At 43.0% G+C, this 19,623-nt stretch carries 10 protein-coding genes; 7 read left to right on the top strand and 3 right to left on the bottom strand.

Translation table 11 applies throughout. The annotated features are described in order from the left end of the window. The 4 genes from I2I13_RS01050 (at position 1) to I2I13_RS01035 (ending at position 10,445) form a co-directional block, all read left to right on the top strand. On the top strand, positions 1–3,072 hold the full coding sequence (locus tag I2I13_RS01050; RefSeq protein ID WP_148364272.1) for a SusC/RagA family TonB-linked outer membrane protein: 3,072 nt from the start codon (positions 1–3) through the stop codon (positions 3,070–3,072). Positions 3,073–3,094: 22 nt separating this feature from the next. Beyond that, positions 3,095–4,807 carry a RagB/SusD family nutrient uptake outer membrane protein gene (locus I2I13_RS01045; protein ID WP_148364273.1) on the top strand — a complete coding sequence of 571 codons (1,713 nt, stop codon included), beginning with the start codon at positions 3,095–3,097 and terminating at the stop codon, positions 4,805–4,807. Positions 4,808–4,836: 29 nt separating this feature from the next. Beyond that, entirely contained in the window at positions 4,837–6,927 is a 2,091-nt protein-coding gene (locus tag I2I13_RS01040; protein WP_148364274.1) for a hypothetical protein, read from the top strand. Positions 6,928–7,094: 167 nt separating this feature from the next. Continuing rightward, positions 7,095–10,445 carry a DUF6250 domain-containing protein gene (locus tag I2I13_RS01035; protein WP_195648504.1) on the top strand — a complete coding sequence of 1,117 codons (3,351 nt, stop codon included), beginning with the start codon at positions 7,095–7,097 and terminating at the stop codon, positions 10,443–10,445. Here I2I13_RS01035 and I2I13_RS01030 read toward each other — a convergent pair. From I2I13_RS01030 to I2I13_RS01020, 3 genes are all read right to left on the bottom strand, one after another. Beyond that, on the bottom strand, positions 10,426–12,186 hold the full coding sequence (locus I2I13_RS01030; protein ID WP_195648503.1) for an ATP-binding protein: 1,761 nt from the start codon (positions 12,184–12,186) through the stop codon (positions 10,426–10,428). The two genes, I2I13_RS01035 and I2I13_RS01030, sit on opposite strands and share 20 nt — an antisense overlap. Before the next feature lie 694 nt (positions 12,187–12,880). Continuing rightward, positions 12,881–14,515 carry a rhamnogalacturonan acetylesterase gene (locus I2I13_RS01025; protein WP_195648502.1) on the bottom strand — a complete coding sequence of 545 codons (1,635 nt, stop codon included), beginning with the start codon at positions 14,513–14,515 and terminating at the stop codon, positions 12,881–12,883. A 130-nt stretch (positions 14,516–14,645) separates the two neighbouring features. After that, entirely contained in the window at positions 14,646–15,788 is a 1,143-nt protein-coding gene (locus I2I13_RS01020; protein WP_004304448.1) for a glycoside hydrolase family 88 protein, read from the bottom strand. Positions 15,789–16,032: 244 nt separating this feature from the next. Between I2I13_RS01020 and I2I13_RS01015 the strand changes: the two genes are divergently transcribed. The 3 genes from I2I13_RS01015 to rhaM are packed head-to-tail and all read left to right on the top strand — an operon-like array spanning position 16,033 to position 19,620. After that, entirely contained in the window at positions 16,033–17,874 is a 1,842-nt protein-coding gene (locus I2I13_RS01015) for a rhamnogalacturonan lyase (RefSeq protein WP_195648501.1), read from the top strand. 3 nt (positions 17,875–17,877) lie between these two features. Continuing rightward, complete coding sequence (locus I2I13_RS01010) at positions 17,878–19,287, top strand: glycoside hydrolase family 105 protein (protein ID WP_195648500.1); 1,410 nt, start codon at positions 17,878–17,880, stop codon at positions 19,285–19,287. Positions 19,288–19,305: 18 nt separating this feature from the next. Further along, complete coding sequence (rhaM, locus tag I2I13_RS01005; RefSeq protein ID WP_004301580.1) at positions 19,306–19,620, top strand: L-rhamnose mutarotase; 315 nt, start codon at positions 19,306–19,308, stop codon at positions 19,618–19,620. Positions 19,621–19,623 lie beyond the last annotated feature (3 nt).

The following is a 19,623-nucleotide window of genomic DNA, read 5'->3' as shown; positions in this document are numbered from 1 at the left end:
ATGAAGAAATATAAGATTCTGGTACTGGCTCTGTTGGCATGTTTAAGCATTCCGGGTGGAGCACAGAATACTGACAACAATATTACAGGTGTTGTTGTAGACAAATGGGGAAATCCTGTGTATGGAGCATCCGTACAAGTAGCAGGTTTACCGTCTGTCAGAGTAGAGACCGACAAGAATGGTAAATTTGAGATTGCTGCCGAGGCAGGGCGGAGTTTACAGGTGGTGACATCGGATAAAGGTTCTACCACTGTAAAGGTGGAGAAAAACGGAAAACCAGTGAGGATAGTGATGGATTATGGAGCGGAAACAATTGATGTAGGAGCCAATCGTACATTCACCCGTCACGAATCAACTGCAGCGGTTTCTACTGTGTATAACGAGGAATTCAACAAGCGTGCCTCAAAGGATATTTCTAATTCTCTTTTCGGACAAGGACTGGGACTAACCACTTTGCAAAATGCAGGTAACTACTCCACCGTGGAGCCTACCTTTTATATACGTGGCTTGCAGAGCTTGTCAAGCAGTTCACCGCTTATATTGGTAGATGGTTTGGAACGTGATATGAGCTTGATAACCCCGGAAGAAGTAGAATCAGTATCTATATTGAAAGATGCTGCCGCGGTAGCATTATATGGATACAAAGGTATTAATGGTGCTGTCCTGGTGACTACGAAACGTGGTAAGTATAACACCAGAGAAGTGAACTTTACTTACGACCACGTGACGAATTTCCAAGTGCGTCGTCCGGAGTTTGCGGATGCTGCAACCTATGCTGAAGCAATCAATGAAGCACGTGGCTATGAAGGATTGAGCGCACGTTATACTTCGGATGAAATTAATATGTTTCGTAATGGAACGGTGACAGGAAGCGGTATTGGTGCAAATATATCTGCCATGCTTCCTTATCTTTATCCGAATGTGGACTGGATTGATGAAACATTCAAAAACACAGGTATCTCAAATAAATATACCATTGAGTTCCGAGGTGGAGGTAATAAGTTTCGTTACTACACGATGGTTGGATTACTAACCGATAAAGGTTTCATAAAGAATGCCAATATGAACGATGGATACTCTACGCAAGATAAATATTCTCGTGCCAACTTGCGTTCGAATTTGGATATCGATTTGACGAATACGACTAAATTGAAGTTGAATATTCTGGGTACATTGGCGGAATCAAGTCGTCCGGGAGCTTCGGCAGATTTGTGGAATATGGTTTACTCATTGCCTCCCTCTGCTTTCCCCGTACGTACAGAAGATGGAACTTGGGGTGGTAATTCCACTTGGGCAGGCACATTAAACCCTGTGGCACAGTCACAAGGCGCGGCCTATAGTAAGGGACATACACGTAGTTTGTTTGCTGATTTGACTTTATCACAAGACTTATCCGGTTTCGTAAAAGGATTAGGAGTTGATTTGCGTTTGGCCTATGACAACTATTCGTCTATCTGGGAAGACCATAGTAAGACTTATTCTTATAAAGGGTATACGGCCAGTTGGACAGACCCTAGTGCCGGTGGTCCGATGTATACTACTGTTACGGGTGGTACGCCTAGCGAAATGTCAACCAGTGCTAATACAAACGATTGGACACGCCAGTTTAACTTTTCCGGTAATATTAACTACAACCGCTCGTTTGGTAAACATGATCTCTATTCTCAATTGAAGTGGGAGTATGAATATCGTGACAGTTACGGGTTAAACACTACCATCTACCGTCAGAATGTGTCATGGTATACTCACTACGGGTTCAATAAACGGTATTATGTAGATTTGGCACTGTTGGGGTCTGAATCGAGCCTGTTGGCACCGGGACATAAGTGGGCTTTTTCACCCACCATCTCTGCAGCTTGGGTGCTTTCGGAAGAGAACTTCCTGAAGAACACTTCGTGGATTGACTTATTAAAACTACGGGCTTCATTTGGTGTTATCAATGCCGATTATCTTCCTAAAGATGGAAGCAATACGGTTTATGACTATTGGGATCAGATTTATTCGACTTCCGGTACAATGTATCGTTTTGATTCCGGTTACAACTCTGCTTTCGGAAGTACGTATGTCAGTCGTTTAGCAACTGTAAACTCTACCCATGAAAAGGCTTATAAATATAATGTAGGTATTGATGCCACCTTGTTTAAAGGGTTGAATTTGACGTTGGAAGGCTATTATCAACGTAGAAAAGATATTTGGGTATCTTCCGAAGGGCAGTATTCCACGGTATTAGGTATGGATGCTCCTTTTGAGAACGCAGGTATTGTAGATAGTTGGGGCACGGAGATTGGTCTGGACTATACCAAACGGATAGGTAATTTAGTTTTTAACATCGGAGGTAATTTTGCCTGGAATCGGAATGAGATTAAAGAACAGTTAGAAGAACCACGTCTATATAACAATTTGGTGCAAACCGGTCATCGGTTGGGACAGGTTTATGGAATGATAGCAGAGGGCTTTTTCAAAGATAAAGAGGATATAGCAAATAGTCTTACACAGAATTTCAGTACGGTAGTACCAGGCGATATTAAATATAAAGATGTAAATGGTGATGGCATCATTGATTCCAACGACCAGACAGCTATTGGATATAGCACTACTGCTCCTGAAATTTATTATTCATTCCATTTGGGAGCTGAATGGAAAGGACTTGGTTTCGATGCCATGTTCCAGGGCGCTGGTAATTACTCTGCCGTATTGAATACAAAAAGCGTGTTCTGGCCATTAATCAGCAACTCGTCTCTTTCTACTCACTATTATGAAAATCGTTGGACGCCGGAGAATCAGAATGCTAAATATCCGCGTCTGAGTTCAGAAAGTAATGCTAATAATTATCAGACTAATACCATTTGGCTGGCTGACCGTTCATTTTTGAAATTACGTAACCTGGAAGTTTACTACAAATTTCCCAAACGTTTGATGGAGCGTACTAAAATATTAGGTAGTGCCAAGTTGTATGTCCGTGGAGTAGACTTACTTTGTTTTGACCACATTGATGTGGCGGATCCGGAATCTTACGGTGCGACAAACCCGCTGAATAAGAGCGTGGTAGTTGGTGTGATAATAGGTTTTTAATCACTAAAAACAATGCGAAAGAATGAAACTGAATAAATTGATATATAGTGTTCTGGGCATCTTTGCTCTTTCCTCTTGCGCGGACAATATGGAATATAAAGAATACAGTAATTATGACGCGAATTATGTGAAACGTACTTTTGGTGATGTGGGCGGTTTAGTGTCCAACATTTATCAAGAACTCGACACTGACTTCGGTAACTATAGCGGGGCTGTTTTAGGCTCTGCTACGGATGAAGCGGAATATGCCTATACAGGAAATTCGATTGAGTATTTCTACAATGGTTCCTGGAGTCCGACAAATGCACAAAGCAGTATGTGGACTGCCTGTTATAAGGCTATTGCCGATTGTAATCTTTATTTGGAAGAGTTTACGGGACTGACTTTTTCTGATTATGAACAAATATCAGATTATAAAGCGGAGATGTACCGTTATAACAATTACCAATATGAAGTTCGTTTTTTGAGAGCTTATTTCTATTTCAATCTGGTGCGACAATACGGTGATGTTCCTTTTACGGATCATGTATTGTCAACGAGTGAGGTCAACTCACTCACTCGTACACCTGCGCAAGATATTTTTGATTACATCATTTCCGAATGTGATGCAATAAAAAATGATATTATCCCTGACTATACCAAATTGGGAGATTTAATGCCTTCAGGTGAATCAACAGAGACAGGTAGAGCTAACAAACGTGCTGTGTTGGCACTCAAAGCGCGTACTGCCCTTTATGCAGCGAGTCCATTGTTTAATCCGGACAATAATAAAGAATTATGGTATCGTGCTGCGACGGCAAGCAAAGAACTGATTGATGCTTGTGACGAAGCCAAGATGAAATTAATCAGTGAATATGAAACTCTGTGGAGTGCAACAAGCTATAATGATGCTATTGATGAACTTATTTTTGGAAAACGCGCTTCGACCGGTACCAACTCATTCGAAAAATATAATTTTCCCATTGGATTGGAAAATTGTAAGGGAGGAAACTGTCCTACACAAACGTTAGTAGATGCATACGAATTTCAGGCAACCGGTTTGAGACCGGATGAAACTACTGGTTATGATAAGAATCAACCTTATTATGAAGGACGTGACCCGAGATTTGAAAAAACAATAGCTAAAAATGGCGATACAAAGTGGCCGAACTGGAATGAAACAGCTTTGGAAACCTATACGAGTGGAGCAAATGGTGAACCTTTAAGTGGAGGTACTCCTACCAGTTACTATTTGAAAAAGTATTGTCAGGCTGCGGTAAATACAACTTCTGCAAGTGCTTCTACATCTTATCATACATGGATTACGTTCCGTTTGGGTGAGTTTTATTTGAACTATGCGGAAGCATTGTTCAAGTATTTCGATAATCCTTATACAAAAGATCCTGAATTTGGAGTTTCTGCCAATGATATGGTGAATAAGACTCGTATTCGGGTTAAAATGCCGGAATTTCCTACCGGTATGACTAATGCAAATTGGTGGAAGAAGTATAAAAATGAACGTATGGTAGAGCTTGCTTTTGAAGGACATCGTTTTTGGGATGTACGCCGTTGGAAAGAAGCAGATACTTATTTCAAGAGTATTGATGAAATGAAAATCACTAAAAATTCAGATGGTTCATTTAAATATACTCGTAATACGGTGAGTCGGCAGTGGGATGACAAGATGTATTTATTCCCGATTCCGCAGAGTGAAAGAGGGAAGAATCCTAACTTAGTGCAAAATCCGGGATGGTAAATGATTATTAAACAAAAAAGGTACTGAATATGAAGAAGATATTATATACAATGGGATTGTTGAGCTTGCTGATGTCAGGTGCTTGCTCAGAAAGTGATCCTATAGTCGACGACAGTAATAATTCAAACCAACCGGAGGAAGTCTTGCCAGACTTGCCGACGGAGGTAATCACAGGTAGTCGCGCAATGTGGGTTAGTTATGATCCTATGTCAAGTTCTGATGTAAACAATGCAACAGGTATTTCGTCTGCATTAATAAGTTGGAGATTACTGTTGACTGATCCGGCGAATACGGCTTTTGATATTTATAAATCGGAAAATGGTGGTATAGAAGTAAAGCTGAATGAGGAAGCGATTACAAATACTACTTGTTGGACGGATGCAGATATTGATCCGGATAAGAATAGTTATTATCGAGTGACACTGGCCGGTCAGACAGAAACGCTTTGTGACTATACCTTTACCTCTCAAATGGCAACCAAATTCTATCATGAAATTGTCCTAAATACGAATGTGCCGGATTTATCATTAACATACTCTCCGGATGATATTCAGGTAGGCGATCTGGATGGTGACGGTGAATTGGAAATTGTTGTGAAAAGAGAACCGTATGACGGAGCTAATCAAGGTGGATGGCGCAATGGTACCACTTTGCTTGAAGCGTATAAGATGAACGGTACGTTATTATGGCAAATAGACTTAGGTATAAATATTCGTTCCGGTTCGCATTATACTTCTTATATATTATATGATTTTGACGGAGATGGCTTGTGTGAAATCGCATTCCGTTCGTCCGAAGGAACGAAGTTCGGTAATGGTAAACAAATTACTGATGCGAATGGAAATGTGAATGATTATCGTATACGTGACACGAATGGTGTGGGTTGGTATTCGGGAGCAAGCCTGTATACAACTTGTGGATTGATATTGGAAGGCCCTGAATATATTTCTATTTGCCGTGGATATGACGGTTGCGAAATCACGCGTGTTACTAATATACCTCGTGGCAAAGAAGATGAATCTAAAACCTCTCGTGCTCAATATTGGAATAGCTATTGGGGGGATGATTATGGAAACCGTATGGACCGCTTCTTTATTGGTGTGGCTTATCTGGACGGTATACCAGACGAAACAACTGGTGTAAGAACAGCCAATCCCAGTCTGATTATCAGTAGGGGTATTTACGCGAATTGGCAGGTGTGGGCATTCGACTTGAAAGGAGGCGAACTGGTGAATCGTTGGAAATTTGATACAGCCGACCATGATGATAAATGGAAAGCGATGTGTTCACATTGTTTCCGTGTGGCTGATTTGGATGGTGACGGAAAGGATGAAATATTATATGGATCAGCAGCTATTGACGATAATGGAGTAGAACTATGGTGTACGGGAAATGGTCATGGCGACTGTTTGTATGTGGGTAAATTCATTCAAGACCGTGCAGGATTACAAATTGTTGCTTGTTTTGAGGAAGAGGAAACTTACAGTACACAAGGGCTTGGATACGGTTGTCAGGTGATTGATGCGCGAAATGGAAACCTGATTACCGGACATGGAGCAGGTAAAAATGGTGATGTGGGACGTTGTATTGTAGCAGATGTAGATCCGGATAGTCCGGGATTTGAATATTATTCGTCTTTGCAGTCGGGTATGTACAGTTGTAGTAGTGGTGGAGTGGTTGCTACTGATTATCCGAAAGGAATTGGTAGTGGTGTGATGTATAATGCTGCTATTTATTGGAGTGGCCAGCCGACTAGAGAAATGTATGACCGTGCTTGTGTTGTTAGTTACAAGAACAATCCGGATGTAAACAAGACAAATAAAAATCGTTTGGTGTATTTCGGTATTTATGGTGCTAACGACGGAAATCACAGTACGAAATATAATCCTTGTTACTATGGCGATTTCCTCGGTGATTATCGTGAAGAGGTCATTTTAGGTTCGAGTGATGGTAAGTCTATTTATATATTCTCGACTAACCATCCTACGACTCATCGTTTACCTCATTTGATGACAGACCACACTTATGATATGTCTCAAGCTATGCAGAATATGGGATATAACCAGGGGACTAATTTAGGTTACTACGTCGGTGCAGAAACGATGAAGAATGCAGAATAAGAAGAACTTTATTTGAAAGATTAGTTTGTAAAAAAGAACAATCCGACCATTTTGTCGGGTTGTTCTTTTTTTCATATTTGCACAAATCGCCATATAAATGGATGATATTCCATTTCTTTATTAATCGGCTCTCCTTATTTTTGCAGTGTGACATAGCTTATTGACGTATGAAGAACATATTTCCTCTTTTGTTCCTTTTCATCACTTTGGGAATGAACATGAATGCACAAGACAATCAAGTCTCCGGCCTCAACGCCCGCCAGTTTCATAAATATTGGAAGGTCGAATCGGAGTCTCCTGATTATAAAGTGACATTTATCGGTGATACAGCTGAAATCGTTTCTCCCAAAGGGCTAACTCTCTGGAGAAAAGAAAAGATGAATGGACGGGCGACGATTGAATATGACGCGTGTGTAGTTGTAGAAAAAGAAGGAGACCGATTGAGTGATTTGAATTGTTTCTGGATGGCTTCGGATCCTATCTATCCTGATAATATCTGGAAACGTGAAAAGTGGCGCAACGGAATCTTTCTGAATTGTTATTCCCTGCAACTCTACTATATGGGATATGGTGGAAATTATAACTCCACTACGCGCTTCCGCCGTTATGACGGTAATGAGGCAGGAATCGCAGATCCGAAAATACGTCCTGCTATATGGAAAGAATATACGGATGCCGACCATTTGCTAAAGGCAAATCACTGGTATCACATCAAGATAACCAATGAAGATAATAGGGTTAGTTATTACATCGATGGCGAGCGACTGGTGGACTTCCGCGATGCCGAACCTCTGACTGAAGGATGGTTCGGTTTTCGTACCACCTTATCACGTACCCGCATTACTAATTTTCGCTATGAATGTTCACCTCAACAGATTTCTGCCGTTCCTTTGCATTGGATCGGTGATACCCCTGAACAGGATAAAGCGGTAAGTTTCGGAGTTCCTTTTGATGAAGGAGATGTATTTCCTGCAACTCCGTTGCGGCTAAAAGTGAATGAATATCAAGATATTCCAGTGGATACCTGGCCATTAGCCTATTGGCCGGATGGCTCAGTGAAATGGAGCGGAGTTGCCGGAGTCATTCCTGCCGGAACGGAAAGATTGACATTAGAAAAAGCCTCCAAGAAAGCAAAAACGACCAATAAACAGCCTAAGGCTTCTATCTCTATCACTGAAACACCTGAAAATATTCAAATTGAAACAGGGGTACTTTCTGTTTTTATCCCTCGATACGGAGATTTCCTGATTGATAGTCTGTTATATAAAGGAACTAAAGTAGGAGAGAAAGCACATCTTATTTGTAGCACTCAAAGCAAACCGATTCAAGAAAATACATCTCAAATATCTTTTACTCGTTACATAGGAGAAATAAAATCAGTAACCGTAGAACGTCTGGGTTCAGTACGGGCACTTATAAAGTTGGAAGGCGTGCATCGGAACAGAAATAAGGAGATTGATACGAACTACTCTGAAGGGAACTACGCGAATGACTCTGATGAGAACAGTCAGAATAATCGTGAGTGGCTTCCTTTTGTTGTCCGCCTCTATTTTTATGCTGGTAGTGAACAGATAAAAATGGTGCATAGCTTTATCTATGACGGCGATCAGAAGATGGATTTCATCCGTAGTCTGGGCATTCGTTTCGATGTTCCGATGCGTGAAGCCCTGTACAACCGTCACGTCGCTTTTTCGTGTGCGGATGGAGGAGTCTGGAGTGAACCGGTGCAACCATTAGTGGGACGACGTATGCTTACCATGCCACAGGTACAAGATGAACTATCTCTGCAACAGCAACAAATGGAGGGCAAACGTATTCCTCCTTATGAAGCTTTTGACGAGAAAAACCGGGAATTGCTTAATGACTGGGCTTCATGGAATGGCTACCGCCTGTCTCAACTCACGGCTGACGCATTCTCCATTCGTAAACGTACTAATGGTGATGCTCCCTGGATAGGGACTTTCTCCGGTACCCGTAGTGACGGTTATGCTTTTGCCGGTGATATAACAGGTGGACTGGGACTTTGCCTGCATGACTTCTGGCAATCTTATCCGTCTTCTATCGAAATTTCAGATGCAAGAACTCCGGTTGCCACGCTTACTGCTTGGCTGTGGAGTCCGGATGCAGAACCGATGGACTTACGCCACTATGATAATGTGGCTCACGGTCTGAATGCCAGCTATGAAGATGTGCAGGAAGGAATGAGTACTCCATATGGTATTGCCCGCACCACCACGCTCACTCTCGTTCCGCAAGGAGGTTACACAGGAAAGAAAACTTTTGCGGATGACGCCCGACAGCTCTCTGCCACCAGCATATTAATGCCAACTCCGGAATACCTGTATAACCGTCGAGCTTTCGGAATATGGAGTCTACCCGATCGCAGTACTTCCTTTCGTATTCGTGTGGAAGAGCGTCTGGATGCTTACATCCACTTCTACCAGAAAGCTATTGAACAGAACAAATGGTATGGCTTCTGGAATTATGGTGATGTGATGCACGCTTATGATCCTGTCCGTCATACCTGGCGTTATGACGTCGGAGGCTTTGCTTGGGACAATACAGAACTAGCTTCCAATATGTGGCTTTGGTATAATTTTCTTCGTACCGGTCGTGCCGACATCTGGCGTATGGCTGAAGCCATGACCCGGCATACGGGTGAAGTCGACGTTTACCACATTGGTCCGAATGCCGGATTGGGTAGCCGTCATAATGTGAGTCATTGGGGGTGTGGTGCAAAAGAAGCACGAATCAGTCAGGCCGCCTGGAACCGTTTCTACTATTATCTCACTACTGACGAACGCTGTGGAGACTTAATGACCGAAGTCAAAGATGCCGACCATAAACTCTACGAACTAGACCCTATGCGTCTGGCTCAACCTCGCAGTGAATATCCTTGCACTGCACCTGCCCGTTTGCGTATCGGTCCCGACTGGCTGGCCTATACCGGTAATTGGATGACAGAGTGGGAGCGTACGGGTAACACGGCTTATCGTGACAAAATCATAGCAGGAATGAAGAGTATTTCCGCCTTACCCAACCGCCTGTTTACCGGTCCAAAAGCTCTGGGATTTGATCCGGAAACAGGTATCATCACAACCGAATGTGATCCGAAATTAGAATCGACTAATCATTTAATGACGATCATGGGCGGATTTGAGGTTGCCAATGAAATGATGCGTATGATTGATATACCCGAATGGAAAGACGCCTGGCTTGACCATGCCGCACGTTATAAGAAGAAAGCATGGGAACTTAGTCACAGCCGTTTCCGTATATCCCGCCTGATGGCTTATGCGGCTTATCATCTGCGTGATAGACAAATGGCAGAAGAAGCCTGGACGGACTTATTCACCCGTTTGGAACATACACCTGCACCCTCTTTCCGCATCACGACCATCCTTCCACCGGAAGTTCCGGCTCCATTAGATGAATGTGCAAGCATCAGCACGAATGATGCTGCCCTTTGGAGTCTCGACGCTATTTATATGCAGGAAGTTATTCCGAGGGATGAATAACAGAACCGTTGATTTCCTCGTACTTCACCATGTCCCAGCCTTGGAACTGGAGTAACAGCAGGTGGAGTGTCGTACCGGTAGCCAGTTTCTGTACGATTTTATCTTTACTGTACTGCAGTAATTGCTTTCTTCCTTCTTCTGCTTGAGTTTCAAGTTCTTCAGCGGTAGCTGTACGTGGAGCATATTTCAGTTCCAGGATATAGCTGTGTTCTATATCGGAATAACGTGCTTTGTCCGGCAATAGGAAGAAGTCACAATAACCATAATTCATTTCCAGTTCCGGTTGTACGAGATAGTAGGAAGCGATTGCCAGATAAGCTTTCAGGAAGCCTTGTAAATTTCTTTCTCCCTCTATGGCATCGCGAATGGAAGAATTTTCCCGATAAGCGCGGGCAATGGTTTCAAAGAATGGTTGCCAGTGACCATCGAAGGCGAAATCATCTATCAAGTCTTTTAGGTGTGAAAGATTCAGGCTATGGGCTTGTTGATAGTAGTCGCGTAAGAATCCTAAATATTGCTCGCGTACGCAGTTGTTAGGTATACACATTTTCAAACGGTCGCCACGGGTGCCGCACATGGTGAGCAAGCCATAATAATAGAGCAGGCTTCGGAAGTTTTCAATATCCGCTATTTTCTCTGACGGGAACGAAGTATGCAAGTCTACCAATATTTCGCCTTTTGCCGCAATTTCCTCGATAGTGCTCATACGGCTTCCTTCATGGGTGGTGTCGTGGTCAATGCGTGCCAACATTTTCAATTTGCTGTAATCCGTACGGATATTTTTGTCTACCATGTTTTCGGGCGGGCGGTGGAAGTCAATTTGGTTACGCAGATAATATAAAGTCATATCGCAATTGAATACACGGTCGTTGTCTAAAGACATTCTGGCAAAGCAATAATTGTTGTACCATGGCTTCATTTCCGTAATCATTGCTTCTATATTACCGACCAGCAAACCGTTTTGCTGATAATAACACAGCATTTCACGTACTTCTGTCTCATCAAATCCCATCATAGCATTGAAACGGGAATCGGTCGATATATTCCAATCGATATTATATCCACTGGATAAGTCATCCAAAGTGATAGGACTGACTCCCATTAGGAAAATCCGGTTGAACATACCTTTGAATTGCTTGAAGTATTCACGGTAAAAACCGCTGGCATGAGTCAGATCATGGAACATTTTCTGTCCGTGTTCGCTCAATATGACGTTGGTAAAGTTGTCATATTCGTCGATTATCAGATAGAGAGGATATCCTTTTTCTTTTGCTTTTATCTCAATATAAGCGAGTTTTGCTTTGGCACTTTCGATGTTTTCAACCGTTTCCTTAAAATCTGCATCATAGAAAGGTGCATATTGATGTGCAAATTGATTGATGATGATGCTGCAATATTCATTGAAGCTACTCATCAAGTCTGCTCCCGGCAGCGAACAACCGGCTTTTGAGAAGTCAAAGAAAAGGACCTGGAAACTGTTGCGTTGTTCAGTCGGGTGACTTCCTATCCATAAGTCGCCGAAATATTTGTCGAAATTATCTTTCTGTAATATGTCGTAATAGGTATGCATCATACTTAGAAACAAGCTTTTTCCAAAACGTCTCGGACGAATCAGGAAAAGGTAGCTGGGCATTTCCTCAATAAGGGGGAGATACATGGTTTTATCGACGAAATAGAAGTTTCCATTTCTCATTTGGTTGAAATCGGATATTCCGTATGGTATTCCTTTCACTTGGCTCATATTGGCAGACTTTTAATTAGTATAGGCAAAGTTAATCTATTCTGTGGAATAAATCAATGATTTGTGGCCGTATTTGCAGAGGATAGCTGTTTGCCTCTTTTTGAAAAGAAGACGATTCTATCCTATCTCGATGTTCTGTTTTTAAGATTAAACCGGAGAATGATCGTTTTAGGATTGGTAAACTGGAAGAAAAACTGTATAAATAGGTGCAATAATATACGGGAATATAGACGAAAAGTGAATGATAACCGATAGAATATACTGTTTCTCTAATAGATAAATGGTTCATTGGGTTTAAACCAACGAGGTGTTCCTCGGTGAGGAACGCTGTCTTCCCCACCGAGGAACCTATCCTTTATCGGTGAGGAAGCTGCAAGTGTGCTCTTTTGGGGGTGGTATTTCTCTAATTGGATTGAAAATAAAGAAAGAACCTAAATGCTATTATGAATAGTGTTTTACTAAAATGATATCTATCTGCAAGGGATGGATATATAATAATTTCCTATTTGACAGCTAACGGCAGTGAAAAGTGAAATGAAGAAATAAGATGTTGGCAAATGCCGGAATTATTTCATCCTCCCTTATTCATTTATGTCATTCTTCCTTTTCTGCAATGCTTAAATATTCCTTTTTTAATATTGAATATGTAAGCATTCGATATGGTCGATATTTCTTCTTTGTCTTTATTGCATTATTATTTCAGATACTCTTTCAACGGGCAATCGGTCTTTTTCAGTCCTTCGGCAATGCTTTTCGCATTCATGTGTGCTCCCTTCAGGGAAGTGTGCGTATGGTCGTGGTTATAGTAAGTAGCTGCTTTCTTGATACCCACCTTTTCCAGTTTATCGGCACTAATCTTATTTAGATCAATGAAGTAAGCTCCGGTAGCTTCGGCTGCTTCACGTGTCCATTTACCAAAAGACTCTGTGTTGCGTTCTATTTTTCCATCTTTCCATTTGTTACGCGGAGTATGGCTTAGAACGATGGGAACAGCTCCTTTCTCCTGAACGTCCATAATGAATTTCCGAAGATACCAGCCGAATGTATAAATCACCTGATATTTCCCTGTCTTCTCCATCAAAAAGACTTTGCTCTCGTCACCGGAACCACGTAATTCGGCACGGGCTTTGCCTACATTAATGTCTCCCGCATCATTATGTCCGAACTGAATCAGCACAAAATCTCCCGGCTGCAAGGCATTATAAACCTTATCCCAACGACCTTCGTCCAAGAAAGTGCGGGCACTGCGTCCTGCCATGGCACGGTTTTCTACAGAAATTTTATCCAGATTGAACTCATCGGCAATTACGCTTCCCCAACCCCACATACCGTTTTTGTCTTTATCTTCATTTCGGACTGTACTGTCTCCGATAGTAAACAATACCGGACGTCCATCTTTACGACTGGAACCTGTCACAGTATCTTTCTCAACGGGCTTCAGATAATTGGCCAATTCCAATCCCTCATAAGCACGTATTCCATCCGCAGCAGATTCCGCATTGACTTTGGCACCGAAAGCACTTGTGTGTATACGGTCGATGTAGAACATATATTTCACCTTATTCTTACCGAACTTCTCGAATTTGCGGGCACTGATATCATTCAAATCAATAAAAGGAACCCCCTGTTCTTCGGCTACTTGTTTTGCCCACAATCCGAAAGTCTTGTTGACACGTGTGATGATGGTGCTGTCTTTATCTTCCCAAGCATTGCGGGGAGTAAGCGAGAATAGGATAGGATGAGCCCCTTTTGCTTTTACATCCTGAATAAAACGGCGCATATATTCCCCGTATGTATATACGGTTTCTTTCACTCCGGTCTCTTTGATGGTTACGTTCAGCGTATCTTTGCCGATTCCCGGAATAGAGGCGCGGGCACGTCCGCTGTCATAAGGACCATTATCATTGTGTCCCAATTCGATGATAACCCAGTCTCCGGGGCGTACCCCTTTGATTACATCCGGCCAAAGACGGGTGTAGAAAGTACGGCTACTGGTGCCTCCCAACGCATGATTCTCAACAGTAATCCGGTTGGAATCGAAATAGTCGCCGGCAAAATAGCCCCATCCCCATTGTCCGTTGTTGCCATTTCCTAAAGTTCCGGTACGCATGGTTGAATTACCTACCAGAAACAGAACCGGGTTGTTACCTTTCCGGCTGGAACCGGCTTCCGGCCGCGAGGTGCGTGCCTTATTCAAGCTGTCCAGCGTGTTGTCAACCACCTGATTGACGTCTGCCATGGGAGCGGAAACTTTATTTTGCGCTTGCAGTTGTAAACTGCATACAATGATTATCAGTCCGCACGTATACTGAAACAATTTATTTTTCATGTTCGTTTTCTTTTTTAGGCACGGATTACACGGATTTCACGGTTTTAGTGCTATGATTACGTAAAACAACCGTGTTAATCCGTGTAATCCGTGCCTTATTATTCTCTTATACCTTATCGAAAACTGTATGTTATTTTAATTTATAAACTTCTGTTCCGGCAAGCAGGAAACAACCGACTCCGTAGTCTTCAAAATCGGGTACACTCTTGTAAGTAACCGGCTGTCCGTCTTTAGGCTCCTTGCCTGTTCCCTGCACATATCCCAGAAATCCGTTCGGGTGTACGGCATCTTTCACCATAGCGTTCCATGCTTTTAACAGGACGGGGAGATACTCTTTGCGGTCGAGCAATCCGTTGCGGACTCCCCAAGCCATACCATAAACAAATAAGGCTGTACCGGAAGTCTCTTTTCCTCCGAAGTTCGTCGGGTCGTGAAGACTGACATTCCAGAAACCATCTTCACGCTGACATTTCTTCAAAGCCTTACTCATGGTCAGGAAATCATTGATATAGTCCTGACGATGTTTCTCGTCAGAAGGAATTTCATCCAACACACGTACCAAAGCAGCATATACCCATCCGTTTCCACGACTCCAATAGCAATCTTCGCCATTCGGCTCTTTATATGGAGGATTAAAATCCTGATCACGCCACCACAGACCGTCTTTAGGGTTGAACATACCCGTTTCGTCGTGTTGGCTGCGTGTGTAGTAGTACATATCCCACATCTTATCGTAGTATTTCTGTTCTCCGGTCATCTTTCCGAATTTAGCGAAGATAGGCATTGCCATCTGTACGGCATCAATCCACCACCAGTCGTTCACCTGCGGCGTATTCACCACCATATCGATGCTCGCTTTGATATTCCGGATCATATTCGGGTCTGACGGGCAGATTTTATAGATATCAATGTATGCCTGTCCGCAACAATGATCGTCTGCATTACGGGTAGTATTGCCGTTGCGCATTCCCCATTTGTGGAAATCTGCCCAGTCGTAAGTATACTTATAATAATCCTCGCGCGGATAAATAGAATAGAGAGCCATCAATCCTTCATAATATACACCACGCGTCCAGATATTACTGGGACGTACACGACCATAAAAACTGGGAGTAGTGTAATCGGCATACTTCTTCATAAAGTAGTCATTCACCTTTATGATATTCTCTAAAGTCTCTTTTTGTGTCGGGAGTTCTTGTGCTGCGACCGTATGGACTGGTATCAGACAAGAAAGAAGCAATCCTGTAAAGAGTAAGAATAGTGGTTTCTTCATGGTACAATAGTTCTGTTTTATTAATTTGCTGTTTATACTAATTTCTATGGCAAAGGTAAGAGACGTTCTTTTCTTTTTCAATGGATTTCCGTGCAAATGTCTTTAAATTCGTTCACGAGATGGCAGAAAATAGTGTTAAAAGTACGTCTAATGATGATTTCTACATATATCTGTACAATATTCTATTTTATCAATGGGCTGCGTCCTTTACTTTTGTGTTGTAATTTGATTAATCGATAAAACTATGAAGTGCATAACTCTTTTTTTTAGTTTCTGCCTGATAGCTATCTCCTCGATAGCCCAGCCAAACTATGACTTTTCGAAGTTGAAACGCGAACGTCTGGGACGTGGTGTAATTGCTATCCGGGAGAATCCGTCTACTGTAGCTGTTTCCTGGCGTTATTTGTCTTCCGACCCGATGAATGAATCTTTTGATATTTATAGGAATGGTGAAAAGATAAATAACCATCCGTTGAAGGATGCCACTTTCTTTCAGGATGCTTATACAGGAACAGAATCTGTACTTTATACCGTGAAAGCAAGGGAAGGGAAAACGGAAAGCAGCTATCAATTACCGGCAAATGCCCCGTCGGGTTATCTGAATATTCCGTTGAACCGCCCCGAAGATGGTACGACTCCGTTAGGACAAAACTATTTTTATACTCCGAATGATGCCAGTATCGGTGACGTGGACGGTGATGGTGAATATGAGATTATTCTGAAATGGGATCCGAGTAATGCACATGATAATTCACACGACGGTTATACGGGAGAAGTATATGTTGATTGTTATAAATTGAACGGTCAGCAGCTATGGCGTATTAATCTGGGAAAGAATGTACGTGCAGGTGCGCATTATACTCAATTTATGGTTTATGATCTGGATGGTGACGGTCATGCGGAAGTGGTGATGAAGACCGCAGACGGAACGGTGGATGGAGTCGGAAAAGTGATTGGAGACGTCAATGCGGACTATCGAAGTGAGCAGGGGCGTATTCTGACCGGACCGGAATATCTGACAGTATTCAACGGATTGACAGGAGAAGCGATGCAAACAATTGATTATGTGCCCGAAAGAGGAAACTTGATGGGTTGGGGAGACAGTCGTGGTAATCGCAGCGACCGTTTTCTGGCCTGCGTTGCCTATCTCGACGGCATACACCCAAGCGTAGTGATGTGTCGTGGATATTATACACGTACTGTTTTGGCTGCTTTTGACTGGGATGGAAAGGAGCTGAAACAACGTTGGGTATTCGACAGTAATAATCCCGGTTGTGAAGATTATGCCGGACAGGGAAACCATAACCTGCGGGTAGGTGATGTGGACGGTGACGGATGCGATGAGATTATCTACGGTTCATGCGCCATAGACCATAACGGCAAAGGACTCTACACCACGAAAATGGGACACGGCGATGCCATTCACCTGACTCATTTCGACCCTTCTCGTAAAGGGATGCAAGTATGGGATTGCCATGAAAATAAACGTGACGGTTCTACCTATCGGGATGCAGCTACCGGAGAAATTTTATTTCAGATTAAAGACAGTACGGATGTGGGGCGTTGTATGGCAGCCGATATTGACCCGACTCAACCGGGCGTTGAAATGTGGTCTGTTGCTTCCGGAGGAATAAGGAATGTGAAAGGAGAAGTAGTAAAAGACCGGGTGAGAGGTTTATCCTGTAATATGGCTGTCTGGTGGGATGGAGATTTGTTGCGTGAATTGCTGGATCGAAATAGGATCAGCAAATACAATTGGGAAAAAGGAATCTGTGAGCGCATAGCTATTTTTGAGGGGACTCTTTCTAATAATGGAACCAAAGCGAATCCTTGCCTTCAGGGAGATATCGTGGGTGACTGGCGCGAAGAAGTACTGATGCGTACAACTGATAATACAGCTTTGCGGCTTTACGTCTCCACTATTCCTACCGACTATCGTTTTCATACTTTCCTCGAAGATCCGATTTATCGTATAAGTATCGCTACCCAGAATGTTGCTTATAATCAGCCTACACAGCCCGGATTCTATTTCGGACCGGAGCTTCAGGGCACTGTATTCAGAGGATGTAAAATACCTAAAAAATAGATTATGAATATTCGTATCATAACCATTGCTTTATTGCTGGCAACCTTGCCGGTTAGTGCACAGAAAAAGAAAACGGTAGTGAATGATTCAAATACTCCTTTACATTTGCTGCAACCTGCCTATCAGGGTACTTATGGTGACCTGACACCCGGGCAGGTCAAGAAAGATATAGACCGTGTATTTGCTTATATTGATAAGGAGACTCCGGCACGTGTGGTAGATAAGAACACTGGTAAACTGATAACCGACTACACCACGATGGGAGAGGAAGCGCAACTGGAACGTGGTGCTTTCCGTCTGGCAAGTTACGAATGGGGAGTAACCTATTCAGCCTTGATAGCAGCTGCCGAAGCTACGGGCGATCAACGTTACATGGACTATGTGCAGAACCGTTTCCGCTTTCTGGCAGAAGTGGCGCCTCATTTTAGGCGTGTGTACGAAGAGAAAGGCACGACAGACCCTCAACTGCTGCAAATCCTCACCCCTCATGCCCTGGATGATGCCGGGGCTGTGTGTGCAGCGATGGTGAAAGTCCGTGTGAAAGACCGCTCGCTTCCTGTAGGCGGATTAATTGAGAACTATTTTGATTTTATTCAGAATAAAGAATATCGGTTGGCAGATGGTACTTTTGCCCGCAATCGTCCGCAACATAATACACTTTGGTTGGACGACATGTTTATGGGGATTCCGGCAGTAGCCCAGATGAGCCGTTATGACAAGGCTCAAAAAGAGATATATCTGGTGGAGGCTGTCAGACAATTCCTGCAATTTGCCGACCGTATGTTTATCCCTGAAAAAGGTTTGTATCGTCATGGATGGGTGGAAAGCAGTACCGATCATCCTGCCTTTTGTTGGGCGCGTGCCAATGGATGGGCTATGCTGACAGCATGTGAATTGCTCGATGTATTACCGGAAGATTACCCCCAACGCGCGAAAGTGATGGATTATTTCCGGGCTCATGTACGCGGAGTGACTGCCTTGCAAAGTGGAGAAGGGCTTTGGCATCAATTGCTCGACCGGAATGATTCTTATCTGGAGACGTCTGCTACGGCTATTTACGTATACTGTTTGGCGCATGCTATCAATAAAGGCTGGATTGATGCCATTGCTTATGGACCTGTCGCTCATTTGGGATGGCATGCCGTGGCCGGTAAGATCAATGCGGAAGGTCAGGTGGAAGGCACTTGTGTGGGTACGGGGATGGCTTTCGATCCTGCTTTTTATTACTATCGTCCGGTCAATGTATATGCGGCACATGGATACGGACCGGTGCTTTGGGCAGGTGCGGAAATGATTTCTCTATTGAAGAATCAGTACCCGCAGATGAATGACAGCGCCGTTCAGTATTATCAGGTGAAACAGAAGACGACTGCACCTATTTTTGCCATCGATACAGAAGAAAAGAAAGATTAACTTTAAATAGATAGAACCATGAAACGAGAAGCTTTTAAAATGTATTTAAAACCCGGATGTGAAGCTGAATATGAGAAAAGACACGCTGCCATCTGGCCCGAATTGAAAGCATTGCTTTCCAAGAACGGAGTGTCGGACTATTCGATTTATTGGGATAAGGAGACCAATATCCTGTTTGCTTTCCAGAAAACGGAAGGTGAGGCTGGTTCGCAGGACTTGGGTAATACGGAGATTGTGCAGAAATGGTGGGACTATATGGCGGATATCATGGAAGTGAATCCGGACAACTCGCCGGTGTCCATTCCTTTGCCGGAAGTATTTCACATGGATTGATTT

The organism is Bacteroides sp. D55t1_190419_B8 (assembly GCF_015558905.1).
Taxonomy (GTDB): domain Bacteria; phylum Bacteroidota; class Bacteroidia; order Bacteroidales; family Bacteroidaceae; genus Bacteroides; species Bacteroides vicugnae.
This window is presented reverse-complemented; position numbering and strand designations above follow the sequence as displayed.

Bases quoted from the DNA above. Each gene is read 5' to 3' on its own strand.
- I2I13_RS01050 (WP_148364272.1), top strand. From the start codon at position 1: ATGAAGAAATATAAGATTCTGGTACTGGCTCTGTTGGCATGTTTAAGC.
- I2I13_RS01045 (WP_148364273.1), top strand. From the start codon at position 3,095: ATGAAACTGAATAAATTGATATATAGTGTTCTGGGCATCTTTGCTCTT.
- I2I13_RS01040 (WP_148364274.1), top strand. From the start codon at position 4,837: ATGAAGAAGATATTATATACAATGGGATTGTTGAGCTTGCTGATGTCA.
- I2I13_RS01035 (WP_195648504.1), top strand. From the start codon at position 7,095: ATGAAGAACATATTTCCTCTTTTGTTCCTTTTCATCACTTTGGGAATG.
- I2I13_RS01030 (WP_195648503.1), bottom strand. From the start codon at position 12,186: ATGAGCCAAGTGAAAGGAATACCATACGGAATATCCGATTTCAACCAA.
- I2I13_RS01025 (WP_195648502.1), bottom strand. From the start codon at position 14,515: ATGAAAAATAAATTGTTTCAGTATACGTGCGGACTGATAATCATTGTA.
- I2I13_RS01020 (WP_004304448.1), bottom strand. From the start codon at position 15,788: ATGAAGAAACCACTATTCTTACTCTTTACAGGATTGCTTCTTTCTTGT.
- I2I13_RS01015 (WP_195648501.1), top strand. From the start codon at position 16,033: ATGAAGTGCATAACTCTTTTTTTTAGTTTCTGCCTGATAGCTATCTCC.
- I2I13_RS01010 (WP_195648500.1), top strand. From the start codon at position 17,878: ATGAATATTCGTATCATAACCATTGCTTTATTGCTGGCAACCTTGCCG.
- rhaM (WP_004301580.1), top strand. From the start codon at position 19,306: ATGAAACGAGAAGCTTTTAAAATGTATTTAAAACCCGGATGTGAAGCT.